The sequence below is a fragment of the Streptomyces solicavernae genome, assembly GCF_029968095.1.
GTDB classification, from domain to species: domain Bacteria; phylum Actinomycetota; class Actinomycetes; order Streptomycetales; family Streptomycetaceae; genus Streptomyces; species Streptomyces solicavernae.
Window position 1 is genome coordinate 275052 of the sequence record NZ_JASCIR010000003.1, and the last position, 19045, is coordinate 294096.

Below are 19045 nucleotides of genomic sequence, written 5' to 3' on the forward strand. Positions count from 1 at the left end.
TCAGGCTCCCGCTGCGACGAGTACGGCGGCGACGGCCAGGACGGCGGATCCGGCGAGCAGCACGCTCAGATAGGTCTGCACATTGCCGGTCTGGGCGCGGCGGGCGGCCGCGCCGAGCCAGCGGGGCAGGGTGCCCGCGCCGCGCACGTACGTGTCCACGACCTCGCGGTCGAGGAAGCGGACGACGCCGGCCAGGAACTGGGTGGGGCGGACGAACAGCGCGGAGTAGACCGCATCCACCCGGAAACCGGCGGCCGCGTGCCGGTGCAGCGGGCCGAGCAGCAGGCGGCCCGGGTCGGCCGGGTCCGGTGCGGAGGCGATCGACCCGTACGCGGGGGTGTGCGTGGCGATCGCCTCGGCCTCGGACACGGCGGGCTCGGCGCCGGGGTGGGCGGCGACGGCGCCCACCGGGACCCGGGCGGCCAGGGCGGTGGTGTGCCGCCAGGCGCCGTACGTGACGAGGCCGCCGACCAGGGTGAGGCCGGTGGCGAGGACGGAGGTGGTGAGGGTCGGCGTGAGCGGGCGGCCGTCGAACCAGTCGGGGAGTGATCCGACGGTGATGCCGAAAGCGAGGGAGGGAACGGCGAGAACCCACAGGACGACGTTCATGACGACCGGCTGCCTGCCGTGGTCCGGGGCCTCGACCACACCGGCGGCCGCCGACACGCCACGGGCTGCCTCCGACCCGGCAGGGGCTGCCTCCGACCCGGCGCCGGCGCCCGGTGCCCCGGCGGTGGGGTGGGGCGCGGTGACCGGCGGGCGGAAGGCGAGCAGCCAGAGGCGGGTCGCGTAGGCGGCGGTCAGGACGGCGGTGAGGAGGCCGGAGACGAGGACGATCCAGCCTGCCGAGCCGGGGACGGACTCGGTGTGGCCGGTGGCCGCGTGCTCGGCGGCGGCGAGGACGGCCTCCTTGGAGAAGAAGCCGCTGAAGGGCGGGATCGCGGCGAGCGCGAGCAGCGCCACGGTCATCGTCCAGAAGGCGTCCGGGATGCGGTCGCGCAGGCCCCTCATCCGGGACATCGCGGCCAGCGAGTTGGTGCCGGCGGCGTGGATGATCACGCCGGCGGCGAGGAAGAGCAGCGCCTTGAAGGCGCCGTGCGAAAGGAGGTGGAAGACGGCCGCGCCACGGTCGCCGACGGCCAGGGCGCCCGTCATGTAGCCGAGTTGGCCGACGGTCGAGTACGCGAGGACGCGCTTGATGTCGTCCTGGGCGAGGGCGGCGAGCGCCGAGCCGGCCATCGTGACGGCGGCCATCACGGCGAGGACGACCAGCGCGGCGGCGGACGCGGCGAAGACGGGAAGGAGACGGGCCACGAAGTACACACCGGCGGCGACCATCGTCGCGGCGTGGATCAGCGCGGAGACCGGGGTGGGGCCGGCCATCGCGTCCGGGAGCCAGGTGTGCAGCGGGAACTGCGCCGACTTGCCCGCCACGCCCGCGAGGAGCAGCAGGGCGATCACCGTGGGGTGGTCGAGGCCGCCGGTCGCGACGGCGTCGAGGACCTTCGTGATGCGGAAGGACCCGGTGTCGGCGGCGAGCGCGAACAGACCGATCAGGAAGGGGACGTCGCCGAGCTTGGTGACCAGGAAGGCCTTGAGGGAGGCGGCGCGCGCCTCGGGCGTCTCCCAGTAGTGGCCGACCAGGAAGTACGAGCAGATGCCCATGACTTCCCAGCCGACGAGCAGCACCATCAGGTCGCCGGAGTAGACGACCAGCAACATCGCGGAGGTGAACAGCGAGACGAGGGCGGCGTACGAGGGGTAGCGCGGGTCGTCGCGCAGGTAGCCGGTCGAGTAGAGCTGCACGCAGGAGGCGACCAGGCCGACCAGTACGGCGACGAGGACGGCGAAGCCGTCGAGGTGCAGGGCGAGTTCGATCGGCACGGAGCCGGTGGGCGTGAGCTCGGTGGCCGCGTCGACGGGGCGGACGCCGCCGCCGGTGCCGCCGCCCTGGCGTACGGCGATCAGTACGGCGATGACGGCCGACGCCAGCGTGGGCAGCACCGCGAGGGGGCGGACGAAGCCGGGGACCCTGCGGCCGAGGAGCAGGCCTGCGGCGGCGCCGAGGAACGGCAGGAGGGGGACGAGAACGGCGAGGGTCGGGGTGGTCACGCGGTGGCCTCTGCCTTCTGCGCGGCGGCGGTCGCGTCGGCGCCCTCAGGGGCCTCGGGTGCTTCGAGTGCTTCGGGGGCGTCGCCGGGCCCGGGGGTCTCGGCGGTGTCGCGGAGGCGGTCGACGTCGGACGTGCCGCGGTTGCGGTACACCATCAGCACGATCGACAGGCCGATGCCGATCTCGGCGGCGGCGATGGCGATGGTGAAGAGGGTGAGGGCCTGGCCGGCGTGCAGGGCGTCGCGGAGCCAGACGTCGAAGGCGACCAGGTTCAGGTTGACGGCGTTGAGCATCAGCTCGACGGACATCAGGACCAGGATCGCGTTGCGGCGGGCGAGCACTCCGTACAGGCCGGTGCAGAAGAGCAGGACGGCGAGCACTGCGGGATAGGCGAGATGCATCAGCGCTGCTCCTCGTCTGCGGTGCCGGGGGCGGTCTTCGCGCCCGGCTCGGGTCCGGTCTCGTCGGCCTCGTCGCCCTCGTCGGCCTTGCGGGAGAGGACGATCGCGCCGACGAGGGCGGCGAGGAGGAGGACGGAGAGGGCTTCGAAGGGCAGCACCCAGTGCTGGAAGAGCATCGCGCCGGTGACCGCGGTGGTGCCCTGCGGGGCGTCGAGGTCGATCCACTGGGTGCGGAACGCGTCCACGACCACCCAGACCAGGGTCGCCGCGGCGGCGACGGCCACGGTGAGCGCGGCCCAGCGGTTGCCCGAATCGGCGTCCGGGGAGCGGCCGATGGGCGCCTTGGTGAGCATCAGCCCGAAGAGGAGGAGGACGACGACGGAACCGACGTAGATCAGGACCTGCACCCAGGCGATGAACTCGGCGGTGAGCAGGAGGTATTCGACGGCGAGGCCGCCGAGCGCGACGACCAGCCACAGGGCGGCGTGCACGAGCTGCTTCGTGGTGACGGTGACGATCGCCGCGGCGAAGGTGACGAGGCCGACGAGGAGGAAGGCGATCTCGACCCCGGTGGGCGAGAGGAAGCCCTGCGGGGCGGGGGCGGCGAGGGTCACTGCTCGTCCTCCCCGGGCGCGGGCTGCTGCTCGGCGGCCTGCTGCTCGGCGGCTTGTTGGGCTGCGGCCTGCTGCTCGGCGGCTTGTTGGGCGGCGAGTTTGTCGGCCGCCTTGCGGGCCGCGGCGAGCTCCTTGGGCTCCTCCGCCGCCGCGTCGAGCGCGGGCGGGGCGGGGACGGTCCACATCCACTCGCGGAGCTTGTCGCGCTCGTGGGTGAGTTCGTGGATGTCGGTCTCCGCGTACTCGAACTCCGGGGACCAGAAGAGCGCGTCGAAGGGGCAGACCTCGATGCAGATACCGCAGTACATGCAGAGGGAGAAGTCGATGGCGAAGCGGTCGAGGACGTTGCGGCTGCGCTCGCGGCCGCCCGGGGTGGCGGCGGGGACCGTCTCCTTGTGGGAGTCGATGTAGATGCACCAGTCGGGGCACTCGCGGGCGCAGAGCATGCAGACCGTGCAGTTCTCCTCGAACAGGCCGATGACGCCGCGGGTGCGCGGCGGCAGTTCGGGCTGGACGTCCGGGTACTGCTGGGTGACGGTCTTCCGCGTCATCGTGCGGAGGGTGACGGCGAGGCCCTTGGCCAGGCCGGACCCGGGGATCGGAGGCATTACTGGATCGCCACCTTCACGATTCCGGTGAGCGCGATCTGCGCAAGGGCGAGCGGGACGAGCGTGGTCCAGGCGAGCTTCTGGAGCTGGTCCTCGCGGAGTCGGGGGTACGAGACGCGGAGCCAGATCACGAGGAAGGCGAGGATCGCCGTCTTGAGCAGGGTCCACAGCCAGCCGAGCCCGTCGGCACCCCACGGCCCCTGCCAGCCGCCCAGGAAGAGGACGGTGGTCAGGCCGCAGAGGACGACGATCCCGGCGTACTCGGCGAGGAGGAAGAGAGCGAAACGGAGGCCGGTGTACTCGGTGTACGCGCCGAAGATGATCTCCGAGTCGGCCACCGGCATGTCGAACGGCGGGCGTTGGAGTTCGGCGAGGCCGGCCACGAAGAAGACCAGGGCGCCGACGATCTGCCAGGGCAGCCACCACCACTCGAAGGCCGCGACGATGCCCGGCAGCGAGACGGTCCCGGCGGCCATCGCGACGGAGGCGGCGGCGAGCAGCATCGGCAGTTCGTAGGCGAGGAGTTGGGCGGCGGTACGCAGGCCGCCCAGGAGGGAGAACTTGTTGGCGGAGGCCCAGCCGGCCATGAGCGAGCCGAGTACGCCCACGCCCATGACGGCGAGTACGAAGAAGAGACCCGCGTCCACGACCTGGCCGACGGCGCCCTCGCCGGGGCCGATCGGGATGGCGACGAGGACCAGGAGGTAGGGCAGGAGGGCGACGGCCGGGGCGAGCTGGAAGATACGGCGGTCGGCACCCGCGGGTACGACGTCTTCCTTCTGGGCGAACTTGACGCCGTCGGCGACGAGTTGGGCCCAGCCGTGGAACCCGCCCGCGTACATGGGGCCGAGGCGGCCCTGCATGTGGGCCATCACCTTGTGCTCGGTCTGGCCGATGACCAGAGGGAGGACCAGGAAGACGGCGAAGACGACGAGGAGTCGCAGGGCGACGTCGAGGGCGTCGTTCATGCGGGGTCGCCTCCGGCGGGGGTGTCGCTGTCGGGGGTGCCCTCGTCCGGGGTTTCGGGCTTGTCGGACTTGGCCGGGGACTCGGACTTGGCCGGGGGCTCGGGCTCCTCGAACGTGGGCCGCGGGTTGTGCCACGGGGCGTCCGAGCTCTTGGGCGGCGCGGGCTTCTCGGACGGTTCCGGGGTGCCGGTGGCCTGCTCCTCCGCCGGTGCCGCCGGGGTCGCCGGTGCCGCCGGGGTCGCGGAGGTCTCGCGCGGCGTGGCCGGCGCTTCGCTCGCCGGTGCCTGGCTCGCCGACCCCTGCGAAGCGCTCCGCATCCGACGGGGCGGGGTCGCGGCGCCACCCTCGGCCGGAGCGGCCGCAGTCGTGTCGCCCGCGGCCTGGCTGGCCGAGCCCGCGCTCGCCGAGCGCGTACGCCGAGTCGGCCGCTCACCGGCACCGGCACCAGCACCCGCCGCACCCGCGCGAGCCCCCCGCGCCGGACGCGCCGGAGCCGGTGGCAGCTGGCCCTTCAGCGGGCCCCATTCGTTGGGGTCGGGCACGCCCGGCGGAAGCATCTGCCGCCGCTTCGGCCCGCCGTGCTCGGACTCCCCCGGCTCCTTGGCGCCGGGCCAGGCCTTCGCGACCCGCGCCGCGAGTACGAAGTCCTTGCGGAGCGGATGGCCTTCGAAGCTGTCGGGCAGCAGCAGGTGGTCGAGTCCCGGGTGGCCGGTGAAGTCGACGCCGAACATCTCGTGGGTCTCGCGCTCGTGCCAGGCGGCGCCCGCGTACACCTCGACGGCGGAGGCGAGCACCGGTGCCGAGTGCGGCACGGTCGTACGGACGAGGAGGCGGCGTACCGGATGCAGGGCCACCACGTGAGCGGAGACGCGGAAGCCGGTGCCCGGCTCGTCGACCGCGCTGAGCCAGTCGAAATACGTACAGCCGAGCCGGGCGCGGGCCGTGAGCAGGGCCGTCGTCCAGGAATCGGCGGGTACGTCGACCGTGAGCAGGTCGTACGACTCCTCGGCGGTCGCGTCCGGGCCGAAGAGTGCGGTGACCTCGTCGGGGAGCCAGCCGGTCGTCATCGCTCGCCCTCCACAGACCCCTGAGCCGAACCCGGAGTCGAACCCGGACCAGCCCCCTGAGCCGAACCCGGAGTCGAACCCGGAGCCGGAGGCTCGACCAAGCCGCTCTGCAGCGCCGCAGCCGAAGGGCGCCCCGCCGCCGAGTAACGCTCGCCGAGGGACTCCCGGGCGATCTTCTCCTGCAGCTTGAGGATGCCCTGGAGCAGCGCCTCGGGCCGCGGCGGGCAGCCGGGAACGTACACATCCACCGGGATGATCTGGTCGACGCCCTTCGTCACCGAGTACGAGTCCCAGTACGGGCCGCCGCAGTTGGAGCAGGCGCCGAAGGAGATCACGTACTTCGGCTCGGGCATCTGCTCGTACAGGCGCTTCACGGCGGGGGCCATCTTGTCGGTGACCGTTCCCGAGACCACCATCAGGTCGGCCTGGCGCGGGCCCGGGGCGAACGGGATGACGCCGAGCCGGATGAAGTCGTGGCGGGCCATGGACGCGGCGATGAACTCGATGGCGCAGCAGGCGAGTCCGAAGTTGAAGACCCACAGGCTGTAGCGGCGGCCCCAGTTGAGGACCACCTTCATGGGTTCGGGCGCGAGCCGGGCCAGCGGCCCGAGCCGGGAGGAGCCCTTGTCGGGACCAGGGTTGGGTTCGATGGTCACGTCCATGTCAGGACCCCCTTCTTGTACGCGTACAGCAGACCCACGGCCAGGAAGCCGAGGAAGACGAACATCTCCACCAGCGTCGTCGCGCCGTACTGCGGATCGGCGAAGACGGTGGCCCAGGGGAAGAGGAAGATCGAGTCGACGGCGAAGATCACGTACAGGAACGCATAGACGTAGTAGCGGACCTGGGTGTGCGCCCAGCCCTCGCCGACCGGGTCGACGCCGCACTCGTAGGTGAGCAGCTTCTCCGGGGTCGGCACGACGGGCCGGAGCAGTCGGCCCGCGCCGAAGGCGACGGCGACGAAGAGCACGCCGACGGTGGCGAGCAGTCCTACGACGGAGTAGCTCTGGAAGTAGTCCGCGGCGAGAACGGTCGGTCCCGGCACGTCGGCCCCTCGCTCCCTTATCTCTGCGATCTCTGCGATCTCTGCGATCTCTGCGACCTCTATCGCTGCGATCCCTGCGATCCCTGCGATCCCTGCGATCCCTGCGATCTCGTTGATCTCGTTGATCTCGTTGATCTCGTTGTGTTCCGGCGGTTCGGAAGAGTTCCGGCCGGTCAAGGGCGCGGTGGCCCTGTTCGACGATCTGTACGCACGGGAGTCTAGGCCCTGTTAAAGAACTGGTAAGCAGCCCCTTCGGGGTCGGGGTGGGGTTTTCCCCCGCCGGTCGCTGCGGCGGACCTCATGGCGCCCGGTCCGCGGGCCCGGCAGGCTGGCTGCCATGACCACCGGACAGCGCCCCCTGCCGCCCGCTCGGCTCGCGTTCGCGTTCGCGGGCCAGACGTGGCGGGAGGTCGCGCACCTGCTGCTCGACCTGCCGCTCGCACTGTTCACCTTCGGGTACGCGGTGATCGTCGTGGCCGTCGGCAGTGCGCTCGCGGTCACCGCGGTCGGCCTGCCGCTGCTCGCCCTCGGCCTGGCGGGCGCCCGGTGGCTCGGCAGGGTGGAGCGGGCCAGGGCGCGGCGGCTGCTCGGCACGTGGGTGGACGAGCCGAGTCCGCTGTCGGTCCGCGCGGGCGACGGTCTCCTCGCCCGGATGTGGACCCGGCTGAAGGACCCGGTGGGCTGGCGGAGCCTGCTGTACGGGTTCGTCCGGCTGCCGTGGGGCGTGCTGGCGTGCACGCTCACCCTGGTCTCGCTGCTCGTGCTCTGGCCGGTGCTGCCGTTCGTCGTACGGGGGCTGAGCAACGCGGACCGGGCGATGGTGCGCGGACTGCTCAGCCCGTCCGACGAGTTGGAGCGGCGGATCGCGGAGCTGGAGTCGGACCGCGGCACGGTCGTGGACACGGCCGCCGCCGACCTGCGCCGGATCGAGCGCGATCTGCACGACGGGGCGCAGGCCCGCCTGGTCAACCTGGCGATGGGGCTCGGCCTGGCCAAGGAGAAGCTGCGCGAAGGGCAGGCCGACGCGGCCGTGGCGGCGATGGTCGACGAGGCGCACGGCGAGGTGAAGCTGGCCCTGCAGGAGCTGCGCGACCTGGCCCGCGGCATCCACCCTGCCGTCCTCACCGACCGCGGCCTGGGCGCCGCCCTCTCCTCGCTCGCCGCGCGCTGCACGGTGCCGGTCCGGGTGACGGTCGCGCTGCCGGAGCGGCCCGCGCCGGCGATCGAGGGCATCGCGTACTTCACGGTCTCCGAGCTGCTGCAGAACGTCAGCAAGCACAGCGGGGCGCGCTCGGCCTCCGTCGAGGTGTGGCGCGCGGACCGGCGGCTGCTGCTGCGCGTCGAGGACGACGGGCGCGGGGGTGCCTCGCTCGACGGCGGCGGTACGGGCATGGCGGGGCTCGCGGACCGGCTCGGTGCGGTGGACGGCCTGTTCGTCGTGGACTCCCCGACGGGCGGCCCCACGACGGTCTCGGCCGAACTCCCCTGGCGCGACCGGTGGCGCGACCGGGCCGACAGCTGAAGGCCGCCGGAGCAGGGTGGGGAAAACCCCCGGTCGAAGACGGCGACGGTCCTCATGGCGCGCGGGTCGGCCGCGGCGGAGCCTGGACATACTGATCTGGACGTACCGATCCGGACGTACCGATCCGGACGTACCGATCCGGACGCACCGATCCGGACGCACCGATCCGGACGCACCGATCCGGACGCACCGAATCGCGCGGCTGTGGAGCCGCCCGGCAGAAACGGATGACCTCATGGCCACGGAGTACGGACAGCGCACCCGGCCGCCCGGGCACCCCGCGCGGCGCCCGCTGCTGCCCCCGGCGCTGGGCGCCCCGGTCGCCGGCCGGACATTCCGCGAGTTCGCGTATCTGCTGGTCAGCCTGCCGTTGAGCATCGTGACGTTCACGTACGCGGTGACGATGACCGCGCTCGGCGCGGGCCTGCTCGTCACGTTCCTCGGGGTGCCGGTGCTGGCCGCCGCGCTCGCCGGGTGCCGTGGTCTCGGCGTACTGGAGCGGGCGCGGGCGCGCGGGCTGCTCGGCCTCGACGTGGCGGAGCCGCAGCCGGTGCGGGCGGCGAAGAGCGGCGCGATGGCGTGGATCGGGGCGGTCCTGAAGAGCGGCACGTCCTGGCGGAGCCTGCTCTACGCGGTGCTGCACCTCCCGTGGGCGGTGTTCGCGTTCACGGTGTCGGTGACGTTCTGGTCGGTGGGCTGGTCGCTGCTCACGTATCCGCTGTGGCGGTGGGTGTTCCCGGCGTACCTGGGCGTGGACGGCATCCAGGTGTACGGCGAGGAGGGCGGGCAGGGCGGCATCTATCTGGACACGCCCTTCGAGATCGGCGCCACGGCCGCGCTCGGCCTCCTGGTCACGCTGGTGACGCCGTGGCTGATCCGGGCCCTGACGACCGTCGACCGGGTCCTGGTCGCCGGGCTGCTCGGCGCGTCCCGCCTGGACGCCCGGGTGGGCGAGCTGGAGTCGGACCGCGGGGCGGTCGTGGACACGGCCGCCGCCGACCTGCGCCGGATCGAGCGGGAGCTGCGCGACGGGGCGCAGGCCCGGCTCTCCGGCCTGGCCGCCGACCTGGGCCTGGCCAGAGAGAAGCTGCACGACGACCCGCGGGAGGCGGCCCGGCTCGTGGACGAGGCGCACGGCGAGGTGAAGGTCGCCCTGCGGGAGCTGCGCGACCTGGCCCGCGGCATCCACCCGGCCGTCCTCACGGACCGCGGCCTCGACGCCGCGCTCTCCGCCCTGGCCGCGCGCTGCCCGGTGCCGGTGCGGGTCGAGGTGGAGCTGCCGGAGCGGCCCGCGCAGGCCGTCGAGGGCATCGCGTACTTCACGGTCTCCGAGCTGCTGCAGAACGTGGGCAGGCACAGCGGCGCCGGTACCGCGTCGGTGGACGTGTGGCGGGTCGGGGACCGGCTGCTGCTGCAGGTCACGGACGACGGCCGCGGCGGCGCCGACCCGGCCGCGGGCACGGGCCTCGCGGGGCTCGCCGAACGGCTCGGCGCGGTCGACGGGGTCCTGGACGTGGACTCCCCCGCGGGCGGGCCCACCCGCGTGACGGCCGAACTGCCCTGGCGGGGCTGAGCGTTCCCGTACACCTCCGAATGCGCGATTCCGTACGCCTCCGAATGAGCGTTCCCGTACGCCTCCGAATAGATCCGCACGCCAACGAATATGCGTTCCCCTACGCCTCCGAATGGGATCCCGGCACTCGCCCGCGGCGCTGACCGAATGCTGGGATGCTGGTCCCGTCGTCGGGGCGGGACCAGGAGTGAGGGGCGTACGGATCGTGGGGGACGTCGGGGACGTCGGGGACGTGGAGGACGTGGAGGACGTGGAGGACACAGTGCGGGTGGTCATCGCGGAGGACTCGGTGCTGCTCAGGGAGGGCCTGACCCGGCTCCTCACCGACCGGGGCCACGAGGTCGTGGCGGGCGTGGGTGACGCGGACTCCCTGATCGGCACCGTCGAGGAGCTGGCCGGCCGGGGCGCGCTGCCGGACGTGGTGGTGGCGGACGTACGGATGCCGCCGACGCACACCGACGAAGGGGTGCGGGCCGCGGTCGCGCTGCGACACGCCCATCCGGGGCTCGGCGTGCTGGTCCTCTCGCAGTACGTGGAGGAGCAGTACGCGACCGAACTGCTCGCCGGGTCCGGCAGCGGCGTGGGGTACCTGCTCAAGGACCGGGTGGCGGAGGTGCGGGAGTTCGTCGACGCGGTGGTGCGGGTCGCCGGGGGCGGGACGGCCCTGGACCCCGAGGTGGTGGCCCAGCTGCTCGGGCGCAGCCGCAGGCAGGACGTCCTGGCGGGGCTGACCCCGCGCGAGCGCGAGGTGCTCGGCCTGATGGCGGAGGGGCGGACGAACTCGGCGGTCGCCCGGCAGCTGGTGGTGAGCGACGGGGCGGTCGAGAAGCACGTCGGCAACATCTTCATGAAGCTCGGACTGTCCCGGAGTGAGGGGGATCACCGTCGTGTTCTGGCGGTGCTCACCTACCTCAGATCCTAGTTTACTGACACCCTGTCAGCTATGACCGTTCACGCCGTCAGGGGCGTCTCAAAGACGCGTCCACGATGCGAGCGAGCCCAGGAAGGGCACCCTCACGGACGTAGGGTGGCCCTGGGAGGACCGGTGAGCCGGCGACTCCCGTGCCGCAGCCTCTAGGGAGGTCCAGTTCAGTGACCAGCCAGGTCAGTAGCCACGCCGAGCAGGCCGACTCGGCCGTCGTGGGTGGACAGCGGAAGCCGTCCGGCGACGGCGGGAAAGAAGTGCGCCGTCTGGACCGAGTGATCATCCGTTTCGCGGGTGACTCGGGGGACGGTATGCAGCTGACGGGTGACCGGTTCACGTCGGAGACGGCTTCGTTCGGCAATGACTTGTCGACGCTGCCGAATTTCCCGGCCGAGATCCGGGCGCCTGCCGGAACGCTGCCGGGCGTTTCGAGTTTCCAGCTGCATTTCGCGGACCATGACATTCTCACGCCCGGGGACGCGCCGAATGTGCTGGTGGCGATGAATCCGGCGGCGTTGAAGGCGAACATCGCCGATGTGCCGCGGGGCGCGGAGATCATCGTGAACACGGACGAGTTCACGAAGCGGGCGATGCAGAAGGTCGGGTACGCGTCGTCTCCGCTGGAGGACGGTTCGCTGGACGGCTTTCACGTGCATCCGGTGCCGCTGACGACGCTGACGGTGGAGGCGCTGAAGGAGTTCGAGCTGTCCCGCAAGGACGCGGGCAGGTCGAAGAACATGTTCGCGCTCGGCCTGCTGTCGTGGATGTACCACCGGCCCACGGAGGGCACCGAGAGTTTCCTGAAGTCGAAGTTCGCGAAGAAGCCGGATATCGCGGCGGCGAATATCACGGCGTTCCGGGCGGGCTGGAATTTCGGGGAGACGACGGAGGATTTCGCCGTCTCGTACGAGGTGGCACCGGCGGCGCAGGCGTTCCCGACGGGCACGTACCGCAATATCTCGGGGAATCTGGCCCTGTCGTACGGCCTGGTGGCCGCGTCCCGGCAGGCGGATCTGCCGCTGTATCTGGGTTCGTATCCGATCACTCCGGCCTCGGACATCCTGCATGAGCTGAGCAAGCACAAGAACTTCGGTGTGCGGACGTTCCAGGCCGAGGACGAGATCGCGGGGATCGGAGCGGCGCTCGGTGCCGCGTTCGGCGGCAGCCTCGCGGTGACGACGACGTCCGGGCCTGGAGTGGCGCTCAAGAGCGAGACGATCGGTCTTGCGGTCTCCCTTGAGCTGCCGTTGCTGGTGGTGGACATCCAGCGCGGCGGCCCGTCGACGGGGCTGCCCACCAAGACGGAGCAGGCGGATCTGCTGCAGGCGATGTACGGGCGCAACGGTGAGGCGCCGGTGCCGATCGTGGCGCCGAGGACGCCCGCGGACTGCTTCGACGCGGCGCTTGAGGCGGCCCGGATCGCGCTCACGTACCGGACGCCGGTGTTCCTGCTCTCCGACGGCTATCTGGCCAACGGCAGCGAGCCGTGGCGCATCCCCGAGGTGGACGAACTCCCGGATCTGCGGCCCCAGTTCGCGCACGGCCCGAACCACACCCTGGACGACGGCACCGAGGTGTTCTGGCCGTACAAGCGGGACCCCCGGACCCTCGCGCGGCCGTGGGCGGTGCCGGGCACGCCGGGCCTTGAGCACCGGATCGGCGGAATCGAGAAGCAGGACGGCACCGGCAACATCTCCTACGACCCGGCCAACCACGACCTGATGGTCCGCACCCGCCAGGCCAAGGTCGACGGCATCGACGTGCCCGACCTGGAGGTCGACGACGAGAGCGGCGCTGCCGAACTCCTCGTCCTCGGCTGGGGATCGACGTACGGGCCGATCACCGCGGCCGTGCGGCGGCTGCGGAACGCGGGGCAGCAGGTCGCGCAGGCCCATCTGCGGCATCTGAACCCGCTGCCGGGGAATCTGGGCGAGGTGTTGAAGCGTTACCCCCATGTGGTGGTTCCGGAGATGAACCTGGGCCAGCTCGCCACGCTGATCCGGGCCAAGTATCTGGTGGACGCCCGGAGTTACACGCAGGTCAACGGCATGCCGTTCAAGGCCGAGCAGCTCGCCACGGTTCTCAAGGAGGCGCTCGATGGCTGACACGACGACCACGCACAGCTCCGGGCAGACGCGCAGGGAGGCGCAGACCCCGGCTCGGACGCTGCTGTCCCTCGTCCCCAAGGCCGAAGCCAAGCAGTCCATGAAGGACTTCAAGTCCGATCAGGAAGTGCGCTGGTGCCCGGGGTGCGGTGACTACGCGATCCTGGCCGCCGTGCAGGGGTTCATGCCCGAGCTGGGTCTGGCCCGCGAGAACATCGTCTTCGTCTCCGGCATCGGCTGCAGCTCCCGTTTCCCGTACTACATGAACACGTACGGCATGCACTCCATCCACGGCCGCGCCCCCGCCATCGCGACCGGCCTGGCCTCCTCGCGCCGTGACCTGTCGGTGTGGGTCGTGACCGGTGACGGGGACGCGCTGTCCATCGGCGGCAACCACCTCATCCACGCGCTGCGGCGCAACGTCAACCTGAAGATCCTGCTGTTCAACAACCGGATCTACGGCCTCACCAAGGGCCAGTACTCCCCGACCTCCGAGGTCGGCAAGGTCACCAAGTCCACCCCCATGGGCTCCCTGGACGCACCGTTCAACCCGGTCTCGCTCGCCCTCGGCGCGGAGGCGAGCTTCGTGGCCCGGACCGTCGACTCCGACCGCAAGCACCTCACCGACGTGCTTCGGCAGGCCGCCGCGCACGACGGCACCGCGCTGGTCGAGATCTACCAGAACTGCAACATCTTCAACGACGGCGCCTTCGAGGCCCTGAAGGACAAGCAGCAGGCCGAGGAAGCCGTGATCCGCCTCGAACACGGGCAGCCCATCACCTTCGGCGTCGACCAGGCCAAGGGCGTCGTACGCGATCCGGCCACCGGGGACCTGCGCGTCGTGGACGTCACCGACGCCAACCGCGCGCAGATCCTGGTCCACGACGCGCGCTCCGCGTCCCCGACCACCGCCTTCGCCCTGTCCCGCCTCGCCGACCCGGACACCCTGCACCACACCCCGATCGGCGTGTTCCGCTCAGCCGAACGCCCGGTCTACGACACGCAGATGGCCGACCAGCTCGACACGGCCACGGAGCAGAACGGCAAGGGCGACCTCGGCGCCCTCCTCACCGGCAACGACACCTGGACCGTCGTCGGCTAGGCCCGTTGCCGAAGAAGGGCCGTTGCCGAGAAGGGCCGTCGGCCAGGACCTCGTCGGGGCCCGGTTCCGAGCAGCTGCTCAGGACCGGGCCTCGTCGTACATCTCACGGTTTTTGAGGACCTGCTCGGTGCGCCGCTCCGTCCACCGGCCTAGCGCCGCGACCTGCGTGGCCGCCTCCTCGCCGAGCTCCGTCAGGGAGTAGTCGACGCGCGGCGGGATCACCGGCTGCGCGTCGCGCAGCACGAAACCGTCGCGCTCCAGGGTCTGCAACGTCTGGGCCAGCATCTTCTCGCTCACCCCGCCGACGTGCCGACGCAGCTCGCTGAAGCGGTACGAGCGCTCGCGCAGGGCGATCAGGATCAGCACGCCCCAGCGGCTCGTGACGTGTTCGAGCACTCCGCGCGAGGGGCACATCGGGGCGTTGACGTCCATCTTCATGCCCGGCTGCCAGCCCGCGCCCGCGGCACCGGCCGCGCCCTCACTGCTTACTCTCATACCAGTACCTTACTTCAAAGTGGGTACTTCCCCATGGTTAGTGTCCAGTTTACGGTGAAGTCATCCCCCATCGGAACAGGACAGGAGTCCCCCATGATCGTCGTCACCGGAGCCACCGGACAGCTCGGCCGCCTCGTCGTGGAGCAGCTGCTCGACGCCCGGGTCCCGGCCGGCCGGATCGCCGCCGTCGTCCGCGACAAGGGCAAGGCCGCCGACCTCGCCGAGCGTGGGGTGGAGCTGCGGATCGCGGACTACTCGGTGCCCGAGACCCTCGCCGGGGCGTTCGGCGCCGGTGACCGGGTGCTGCTGATCTCCGGCAGCGAGGTCGGACAGCGGGTGGCGCAGCACCGGGCGGTGATCGACGCGGCGAAGGCGGCGGGCGTCGCGCTGCTCGCGTACACCGGGATCCTCGGCGGCCCCGAGGCCGACTTCCGGCTCGCGGACGAGCACAAGGCGACCGAGCGGGCGATCCTCGACTCCGGTCTGCCCTACACGTTCCTGCGCAACGGCTGGTACCACGAGAACCACACCGCGCACCTGGCCCCGGTCGTCGAGCACGGCGCGGTCCTGGCCAGTGCGGGCGAGGGGCGGACCGCCTCGGCGGCGCGCGCCGACTACGCCGCGGCCGCCGTCGCCGTGCTGACCGGCGAGGGGCACGAGAACCGTACGTACGAGCTGAGCGGCGACGAGGCGTGGAGCTTCGCGGAGTACGCGGCCGAGGTGGCGCGGCAGACCGGCCGGGAGATCGTGTACCGGAACCTGCCCGCGGCGGAACACCTCGCGGTGCTCACCGGGGCCGGGGTGCCCGCGCCGATGGCCGAGATCCTGGTCGGCGTGGACGCCGCCGTCGCGCGCGGGCGGCTCGCCGGGCGCAGCGGCGACCTGGCCCGGCTGATCGGGCGGCCGACGACGCCGGTGGCGGAGTCGATCGCGGCGGCGCTCAGGGCGAGCTGAGCGCCCCTCCGTACGGCGGGCCCGCCTGTCATGACCGTATGGGAATACGGGCATGACAGGCGGGCCTGTTCGGCGCTACCTTCGTGAGGTTGACGCGACACAGGAGAGTGCCGTCGCGCGGAGCAGAGTGGAGGGGCCTTGAAGCCGTCCGGTGAGGGTCGCGCAGGACTGATGAGCGGCTTTGCCGCCTACGGGCTCTGGGGCCTCGTCCCCCTCTTCTGGCCGCTCCTCAAACCGGCCGGCGCCGGCGAGATCCTGGCCCACCGGATGGTGTGGTCCCTGGTGCTCGTGGCGCTGGTGCTGCTCGTGGTGCGGCGCTGGGCGTGGGCGGGCGAACTCCTCAAGCAGCCGCGCCGGCTGGGGCTCGTGACGATCGCGGCGGCCGTGATCACCGTCAACTGGGGCATCTACATCTGGTCGGTGAACTCCGGGCACGTCGTCGAGGCCTCGCTGGGCTACTTCATCAACCCGCTCGTCACCATCGCGATGGGCGTGCTGCTCCTGAAGGAACGGCTGCGTCCGCTGCAGTGGACGGCGGTCGGCGTGGGCGCGGCGGCGGTGCTCGTCCTTGCCGTCGGGTACGGGCAGCCGCCGTGGATTTCGCTCACCCTCGCCTTCTCGTTCGCGACGTACGGACTGGTCAAGAAGAAGGTCAACCTCGGCGGGCTCGAATCGCTCGCCGCGGAGACGGCCATCCAGTTCCTGCCCGCGCTCGGCTATCTGGTCTGGCTCGGCGCCCAGGGCGAGTCCCACTTCGGGCCGCACGGCGTCGGGCACGCCTCGCTGCTCGCGGCGACCGGCCTGGTGACCGCGATCCCACTGATCCTCTTCGGGGCCGCGGCGATCCGCGTGCCGCTGTCCACGCTCGGGCTGCTGCAGTACCTGGCGCCGGTCTTCCAGTTCGTGCTCGGCATCGCGTACTTCCACGAGGCCATGCCGCCCGAGCGGTGGGCGGGCTTCGCCCTGGTGTGGCTGGCGCTCTCGCTGCTCACGTGGGACGCGCTGCGCAATGCCCGCCGGACACGGGCGGAGGCGGTTCGGCTGGCCGCGGAGCGGGCGGTGGCGGTGGCGGTGGCGCCGGACGCGGCGAAGGAGGGGGACGCGGCGAAGGCGGCGGGCGCGGCGAAGGCTCCGGACGCGGCGGAGGCGACCGAGCTGCCGTCCTCCAGGGCGACGCTCTGACGCCGGAGGGGCTATTTTCTCGCGCGGTGCGTGCGGACCTTGTTGCGGTTGCCGCAGCGTTCCATCGAGCACCAGCGGCGGCGGCCCGCGCGTGAGGTGTCCACGAAGAGCAGGGCGCAGCTGTCGGCGCCGCAGACCCGGATGCGGTCCGCGTACGGGCCCGTGAACAGGTCGATCGCGTCGCGCGCGACCGTCGAGAGCAGCGCGCTCGCCGTGGCGCCCGCGCTCCACGCGCGCGTGCCGTCCGGCAGCAGGCGGGAGGTCAGCGGCGGCGCGGCCGCGGCGGTGTTCACCACGGCCAGCGGCTCGGGAGCGAACGCGGTCTCGCGCGCCCGCGCCCCGGCCAGCGACCACAGCGCGGCGCGCAGGGCGTGCGCGGCAGCCAACTCCCGCTCCTCGACCGTGATTTCCAGGCCGGGCCCGAGCCTGCTCTCCGCGGCCCAGGCGCGCAGATCGGCCGGGTTGTGCAGCGACTCGAACTGCGGGTAGCGCACCGAGCCTCCGGTCGGCAGCAGCTCCAGGCACAGGGCGCCGGGGTCGAAGGGGAAGGGAAGGCCGTACGTCATGTAACCAGCGTATGCGGTTACGAGCCGTGCGGCGACGGCCCGCCTCTCTCGCGCCTCCCACGAACAAGCCACCCCTGCTCGCACGGAGAAGCCACCTCCGCGCCGCACGGAGAAGTCACCTCTGCTTCGCACGGACAAGTCGCCTTTGCTTCGCACGGACAAGTCGCCCCAAAACGGTATGAAACCTTCAGTACCGTGTGGCGATGCCGCCTCCGCGCATCTCGGTCCCGACGGCCCGTCAACCCGCACAAACCGCTCAACCCGCACAACGCGCCCACCGCGCGCTGCTCGCGGTATGCGCCGCCTTCGTGGTGCTGCCCGCGCTGCTCGTCCCGCTGAGCCTGCCGCTCGGCTGGGACGAGATCGTCTACGCCGGCCGCTTCGCCTCGTACGCCCAGGGCCTCGACGTCCCCTTCGAGGCGCCGCGCACCCGGGGCGTGCCCGTGCTGATGGCGCCGGTCGCGCTCTGGTCGGACGACGTGGTGCTGCTGCGGGCGTGGCTGGGCCTGCTCGCGGGGGTCGCGCTGTACGCCGGGTACGTGCCCTGGCTGCGGGTACTGCGCGCGCGGCCCTCCGTCGTGCCGCTCGCCGCGGCCGGGTACGCCAGCCTCTGGTTCACGCTGTTCTACGCCGGTTCCGCGATGCCCAACCACTACACGGCGATGGGGGCGACGGCGGGGGTCGGCTGGTTCCTGCGCCACCCCGGCACCTGGGCCAGGCGCGGGGAACCGCTGCGGGCCTCGGCCGGGCTCGCCTGCGGCCTCGGGCTGGCCACGCTGACGCGGCCCAACGACGCGGCCTGGATCGCCGCGCCGCTGGTCCTCGCCGCGCTGGCCCACCGGCCGTGGCGGCGGGCGGCTCCGCTCGCCGCGCTGACGGCCGGTGTCCTGGCAGGCGGTGTGCCATGGCTGGTGGAGTCCGAGCTGCGGTTCGGCGGCGTACGTGAGCGGCTAGCCCTGGCCACCGACCAACAGGGCGGTGTGCGACTGCAGTTCAACCTGCCCGCCGTGCTCAACGCCCTCGACGGCCCGCTGCTCTGCCGCCCCTGCGCGCCCGCGGCCCCGAACCTGCCGACGGCTCTGTGGTGGTACGCCCTGCCGGTCCTGGTGGCCGCGGGGGTGTGGCTCGTCCTGCGCGGGCCGGACCGCGGTGCTCCGGACCGCGCCGCGCCGAACCCCGGTGACCCGGACCGCGGTGGCCCGGACCGCGGTGGCCCGGACGCCTTGCCCGTCGCGGCCGTGGTGCTGCCGGTCCTCGTCGCCGGGTCCGCCTCCGTCACGTACCTCTTCCTGCTCGACTACTCCGCCGCCCGCTTCCTGCTCACCCCGTACGCGCTGCTCGCCCTGCCCGCCGCGCTCGCCGTGCGGGCCCTGTGGGGTGCGGCGCGACGGCACGGGCGGGTCGCCGTCGGGCTGCTGGGCCTCGTCCTCGCCGGGCAGCTCGCCGTGCAGCTGGCCGTGGCGCACGGGCATGCGGACATCCAGGCCGAGGCCCGCGCCGACTGGCACCGGATCACCGCCGTGCTGCGCGAGGCGGGCGTCGGCCGGGGCTGCGTCCTGGACGGCAACAGCATGGTGATCCCCGTGGCGTACACGGCGGGCTGCTTCCCCGCGGCGCAGCGTCCGGGGCGGCCGCCGGACGCGTGGGTGCTGCGCCGCGCCGAACCGCCGTCCACGCCGGGCGAGTTGCGGGTGATCCCGGTGCCCGGTACGTACAACGCAGGCTGGCGAGTGGCGATTCCCCGGTGACTCGTGGGCGACGGGCGCCGTCCTTGCCGGGCGTCATCCTTGTCGGGCGTCGCCTTAC

At 72.2% G+C, this 19045-nt stretch carries 18 protein-coding genes; 8 read left to right on the forward strand and 10 right to left on the reverse strand.

Features of this window, described 5'->3' with window-relative positions; genetic code table 11:
* From QIS99_RS06190 to QIS99_RS06225, 8 genes are read right to left on the reverse strand one after another with little or no spacing between them, the layout of a single operon-like run.
* A complete protein-coding gene (locus QIS99_RS06190) occupies window positions 1-2112 on the reverse strand; it encodes an NADH-quinone oxidoreductase subunit 5 family protein (protein WP_282511246.1) in 2112 nt (703 codons plus the stop codon).
* The gene (nuoK, locus tag QIS99_RS06195; RefSeq protein ID WP_282511247.1) at window positions 2109-2513 is read right to left on the reverse strand and encodes an NADH-quinone oxidoreductase subunit NuoK; all 405 of its coding nucleotides are present in this window, start codon (window positions 2511-2513) and stop codon (window positions 2109-2111) included. The genes QIS99_RS06190 and nuoK overlap by 4 nt, the downstream gene beginning before the upstream one ends.
* Entirely contained in the window at window positions 2513-3127 is a 615-nt protein-coding gene (locus QIS99_RS06200) for an NADH-quinone oxidoreductase subunit J family protein (protein ID WP_282511248.1), read from the reverse strand. The genes nuoK and QIS99_RS06200 overlap by 1 nt, the downstream gene beginning before the upstream one ends.
* Entirely contained in the window at window positions 3124-3735 is a 612-nt protein-coding gene (locus QIS99_RS06205; protein ID WP_282511249.1) for a NuoI/complex I 23 kDa subunit family protein, read from the reverse strand. The genes QIS99_RS06200 and QIS99_RS06205 overlap by 4 nt, the downstream gene beginning before the upstream one ends.
* Complete coding sequence (locus tag QIS99_RS06210; protein WP_282511250.1) at window positions 3735-4703, reverse strand: complex I subunit 1/NuoH family protein; 969 nt, start codon at window positions 4701-4703, stop codon at window positions 3735-3737. Before QIS99_RS06210 ends, QIS99_RS06205 begins: the two co-directional genes overlap by 1 nt.
* Window positions 4700-5770, reverse strand: a complete 1071-nt coding sequence (locus tag QIS99_RS06215) for an NADH-quinone oxidoreductase subunit C (protein ID WP_282511251.1) — start codon at window positions 5768-5770, stop codon at window positions 4700-4702. The genes QIS99_RS06210 and QIS99_RS06215 overlap by 4 nt, the downstream gene beginning before the upstream one ends.
* The gene (locus QIS99_RS06220; protein ID WP_282511252.1) at window positions 5767-6432 is read right to left on the reverse strand and encodes an NADH-quinone oxidoreductase subunit B; all 666 of its coding nucleotides are present in this window, start codon (window positions 6430-6432) and stop codon (window positions 5767-5769) included. Before QIS99_RS06220 ends, QIS99_RS06215 begins: the two co-directional genes overlap by 4 nt.
* On the reverse strand, window positions 6423-6845 hold the full coding sequence (locus QIS99_RS06225; protein ID WP_282511427.1) for an NADH-quinone oxidoreductase subunit A: 423 nt from the start codon (window positions 6843-6845) through the stop codon (window positions 6423-6425). Before QIS99_RS06225 ends, QIS99_RS06220 begins: the two co-directional genes overlap by 10 nt.
* A gap of 307 nt (window positions 6846-7152) precedes the next feature.
* Between QIS99_RS06225 and QIS99_RS06230 the strand changes: the two genes are divergently transcribed.
* From QIS99_RS06230 to QIS99_RS06250, 5 genes are all read left to right on the forward strand, one after another.
* Window positions 7153-8337, forward strand: coding sequence for a sensor histidine kinase (locus QIS99_RS06230; RefSeq protein ID WP_282511253.1), 1185 nt, complete (start codon window positions 7153-7155; stop codon window positions 8335-8337).
* A 235-nt stretch (window positions 8338-8572) separates the two neighbouring features.
* Window positions 8573-9910 carry a sensor histidine kinase gene (locus QIS99_RS06235; RefSeq protein ID WP_282511254.1) on the forward strand — a complete coding sequence of 446 codons (1338 nt, stop codon included), beginning with the start codon at window positions 8573-8575 and terminating at the stop codon, window positions 9908-9910.
* A gap of 262 nt (window positions 9911-10172) precedes the next feature.
* Window positions 10173-10832 carry a response regulator transcription factor gene (locus tag QIS99_RS06240; RefSeq protein WP_282511428.1) on the forward strand — a complete coding sequence of 220 codons (660 nt, stop codon included), beginning with the start codon at window positions 10173-10175 and terminating at the stop codon, window positions 10830-10832.
* 170 nt (window positions 10833-11002) lie between these two features.
* The gene (locus QIS99_RS06245; protein WP_282511255.1) at window positions 11003-12940 is read left to right on the forward strand and encodes a 2-oxoacid:acceptor oxidoreductase subunit alpha; all 1938 of its coding nucleotides are present in this window, start codon (window positions 11003-11005) and stop codon (window positions 12938-12940) included.
* On the forward strand, window positions 12933-14042 hold the full coding sequence (locus tag QIS99_RS06250; RefSeq protein ID WP_282511256.1) for a 2-oxoacid:ferredoxin oxidoreductase subunit beta: 1110 nt from the start codon (window positions 12933-12935) through the stop codon (window positions 14040-14042). The genes QIS99_RS06245 and QIS99_RS06250 overlap by 8 nt, the downstream gene beginning before the upstream one ends.
* 78 nt (window positions 14043-14120) lie before the next feature.
* Here QIS99_RS06250 and QIS99_RS06255 read toward each other — a convergent pair whose 3' ends face one another.
* Window positions 14121-14480: a winged helix-turn-helix transcriptional regulator gene (locus tag QIS99_RS06255; RefSeq protein ID WP_282511429.1), complete on the reverse strand. Its 360-nt coding sequence runs from the start codon at window positions 14478-14480 to the stop codon at window positions 14121-14123.
* Window positions 14481-14630: 150 nt separating this feature from the next.
* On the opposite strand from QIS99_RS06255, the gene QIS99_RS06260 reads away from it, so the two are divergent.
* Together QIS99_RS06260 and rarD are read left to right on the forward strand one after the other, a co-directional pair.
* Entirely contained in the window at window positions 14631-15491 is an 861-nt protein-coding gene (locus QIS99_RS06260) for an SDR family oxidoreductase (RefSeq protein ID WP_282511257.1), read from the forward strand.
* Between the two features lie 171 nt (window positions 15492-15662).
* On the forward strand, window positions 15663-16673 hold the full coding sequence (rarD, locus tag QIS99_RS06265; RefSeq protein ID WP_282511258.1) for an EamA family transporter RarD: 1011 nt from the start codon (window positions 15663-15665) through the stop codon (window positions 16671-16673).
* Window positions 16674-16684: 11 nt separating this feature from the next.
* Here the strand turns inward: rarD and QIS99_RS06270 are convergent, their stop codons facing one another.
* A complete protein-coding gene (locus QIS99_RS06270; protein WP_282511259.1) occupies window positions 16685-17239 on the reverse strand; it encodes a CGNR zinc finger domain-containing protein in 555 nt (184 codons plus the stop codon).
* A gap of 203 nt (window positions 17240-17442) precedes the next feature.
* Between QIS99_RS06270 and QIS99_RS06275 the strand changes: the two genes are divergently transcribed.
* Window positions 17443-18987: a hypothetical protein gene (locus tag QIS99_RS06275; RefSeq protein ID WP_282511260.1), complete on the forward strand. Its 1545-nt coding sequence runs from the start codon at window positions 17443-17445 to the stop codon at window positions 18985-18987.
* The last annotated feature ends 58 nt before the right edge of the window (window positions 18988-19045 follow it).

Excerpts from the sequence above, each read along its gene's own strand:
- nuoK (WP_282511247.1), bottom strand. The coding sequence starts at position 2,513 with ATGCATCTCGCCTATCCCGCAGTGCTCGCCGTCCTGCTCTTCTGCACC.
- QIS99_RS06205 (WP_282511249.1), bottom strand. The coding sequence starts at position 3,735 with ATGCCTCCGATCCCCGGGTCCGGCCTGGCCAAGGGCCTCGCCGTCACC.
- QIS99_RS06210 (WP_282511250.1), bottom strand. The coding sequence starts at position 4,703 with ATGAACGACGCCCTCGACGTCGCCCTGCGACTCCTCGTCGTCTTCGCC.
- QIS99_RS06215 (WP_282511251.1), bottom strand. The coding sequence starts at position 5,770 with ATGACGACCGGCTGGCTCCCCGACGAGGTCACCGCACTCTTCGGCCCG.
- QIS99_RS06220 (WP_282511252.1), bottom strand. The coding sequence starts at position 6,432 with ATGGACGTGACCATCGAACCCAACCCTGGTCCCGACAAGGGCTCCTCC.
- QIS99_RS06230 (WP_282511253.1), top strand. The coding sequence starts at position 7,153 with ATGACCACCGGACAGCGCCCCCTGCCGCCCGCTCGGCTCGCGTTCGCG.
- QIS99_RS06235 (WP_282511254.1), top strand. The coding sequence starts at position 8,573 with ATGGCCACGGAGTACGGACAGCGCACCCGGCCGCCCGGGCACCCCGCG.
- QIS99_RS06250 (WP_282511256.1), top strand. The coding sequence starts at position 12,933 with ATGGCTGACACGACGACCACGCACAGCTCCGGGCAGACGCGCAGGGAG.
- QIS99_RS06255 (WP_282511429.1), bottom strand. The coding sequence starts at position 14,480 with ATGAAGATGGACGTCAACGCCCCGATGTGCCCCTCGCGCGGAGTGCTC.
- QIS99_RS06260 (WP_282511257.1), top strand. The coding sequence starts at position 14,631 with ATGATCGTCGTCACCGGAGCCACCGGACAGCTCGGCCGCCTCGTCGTG.
- rarD (WP_282511258.1), top strand. The coding sequence starts at position 15,663 with ATGAGCGGCTTTGCCGCCTACGGGCTCTGGGGCCTCGTCCCCCTCTTC.
- QIS99_RS06270 (WP_282511259.1), bottom strand. The coding sequence starts at position 17,239 with ATGACGTACGGCCTTCCCTTCCCCTTCGACCCCGGCGCCCTGTGCCTG.
- QIS99_RS06275 (WP_282511260.1), top strand. The coding sequence starts at position 17,443 with ATGCCGCCTCCGCGCATCTCGGTCCCGACGGCCCGTCAACCCGCACAA.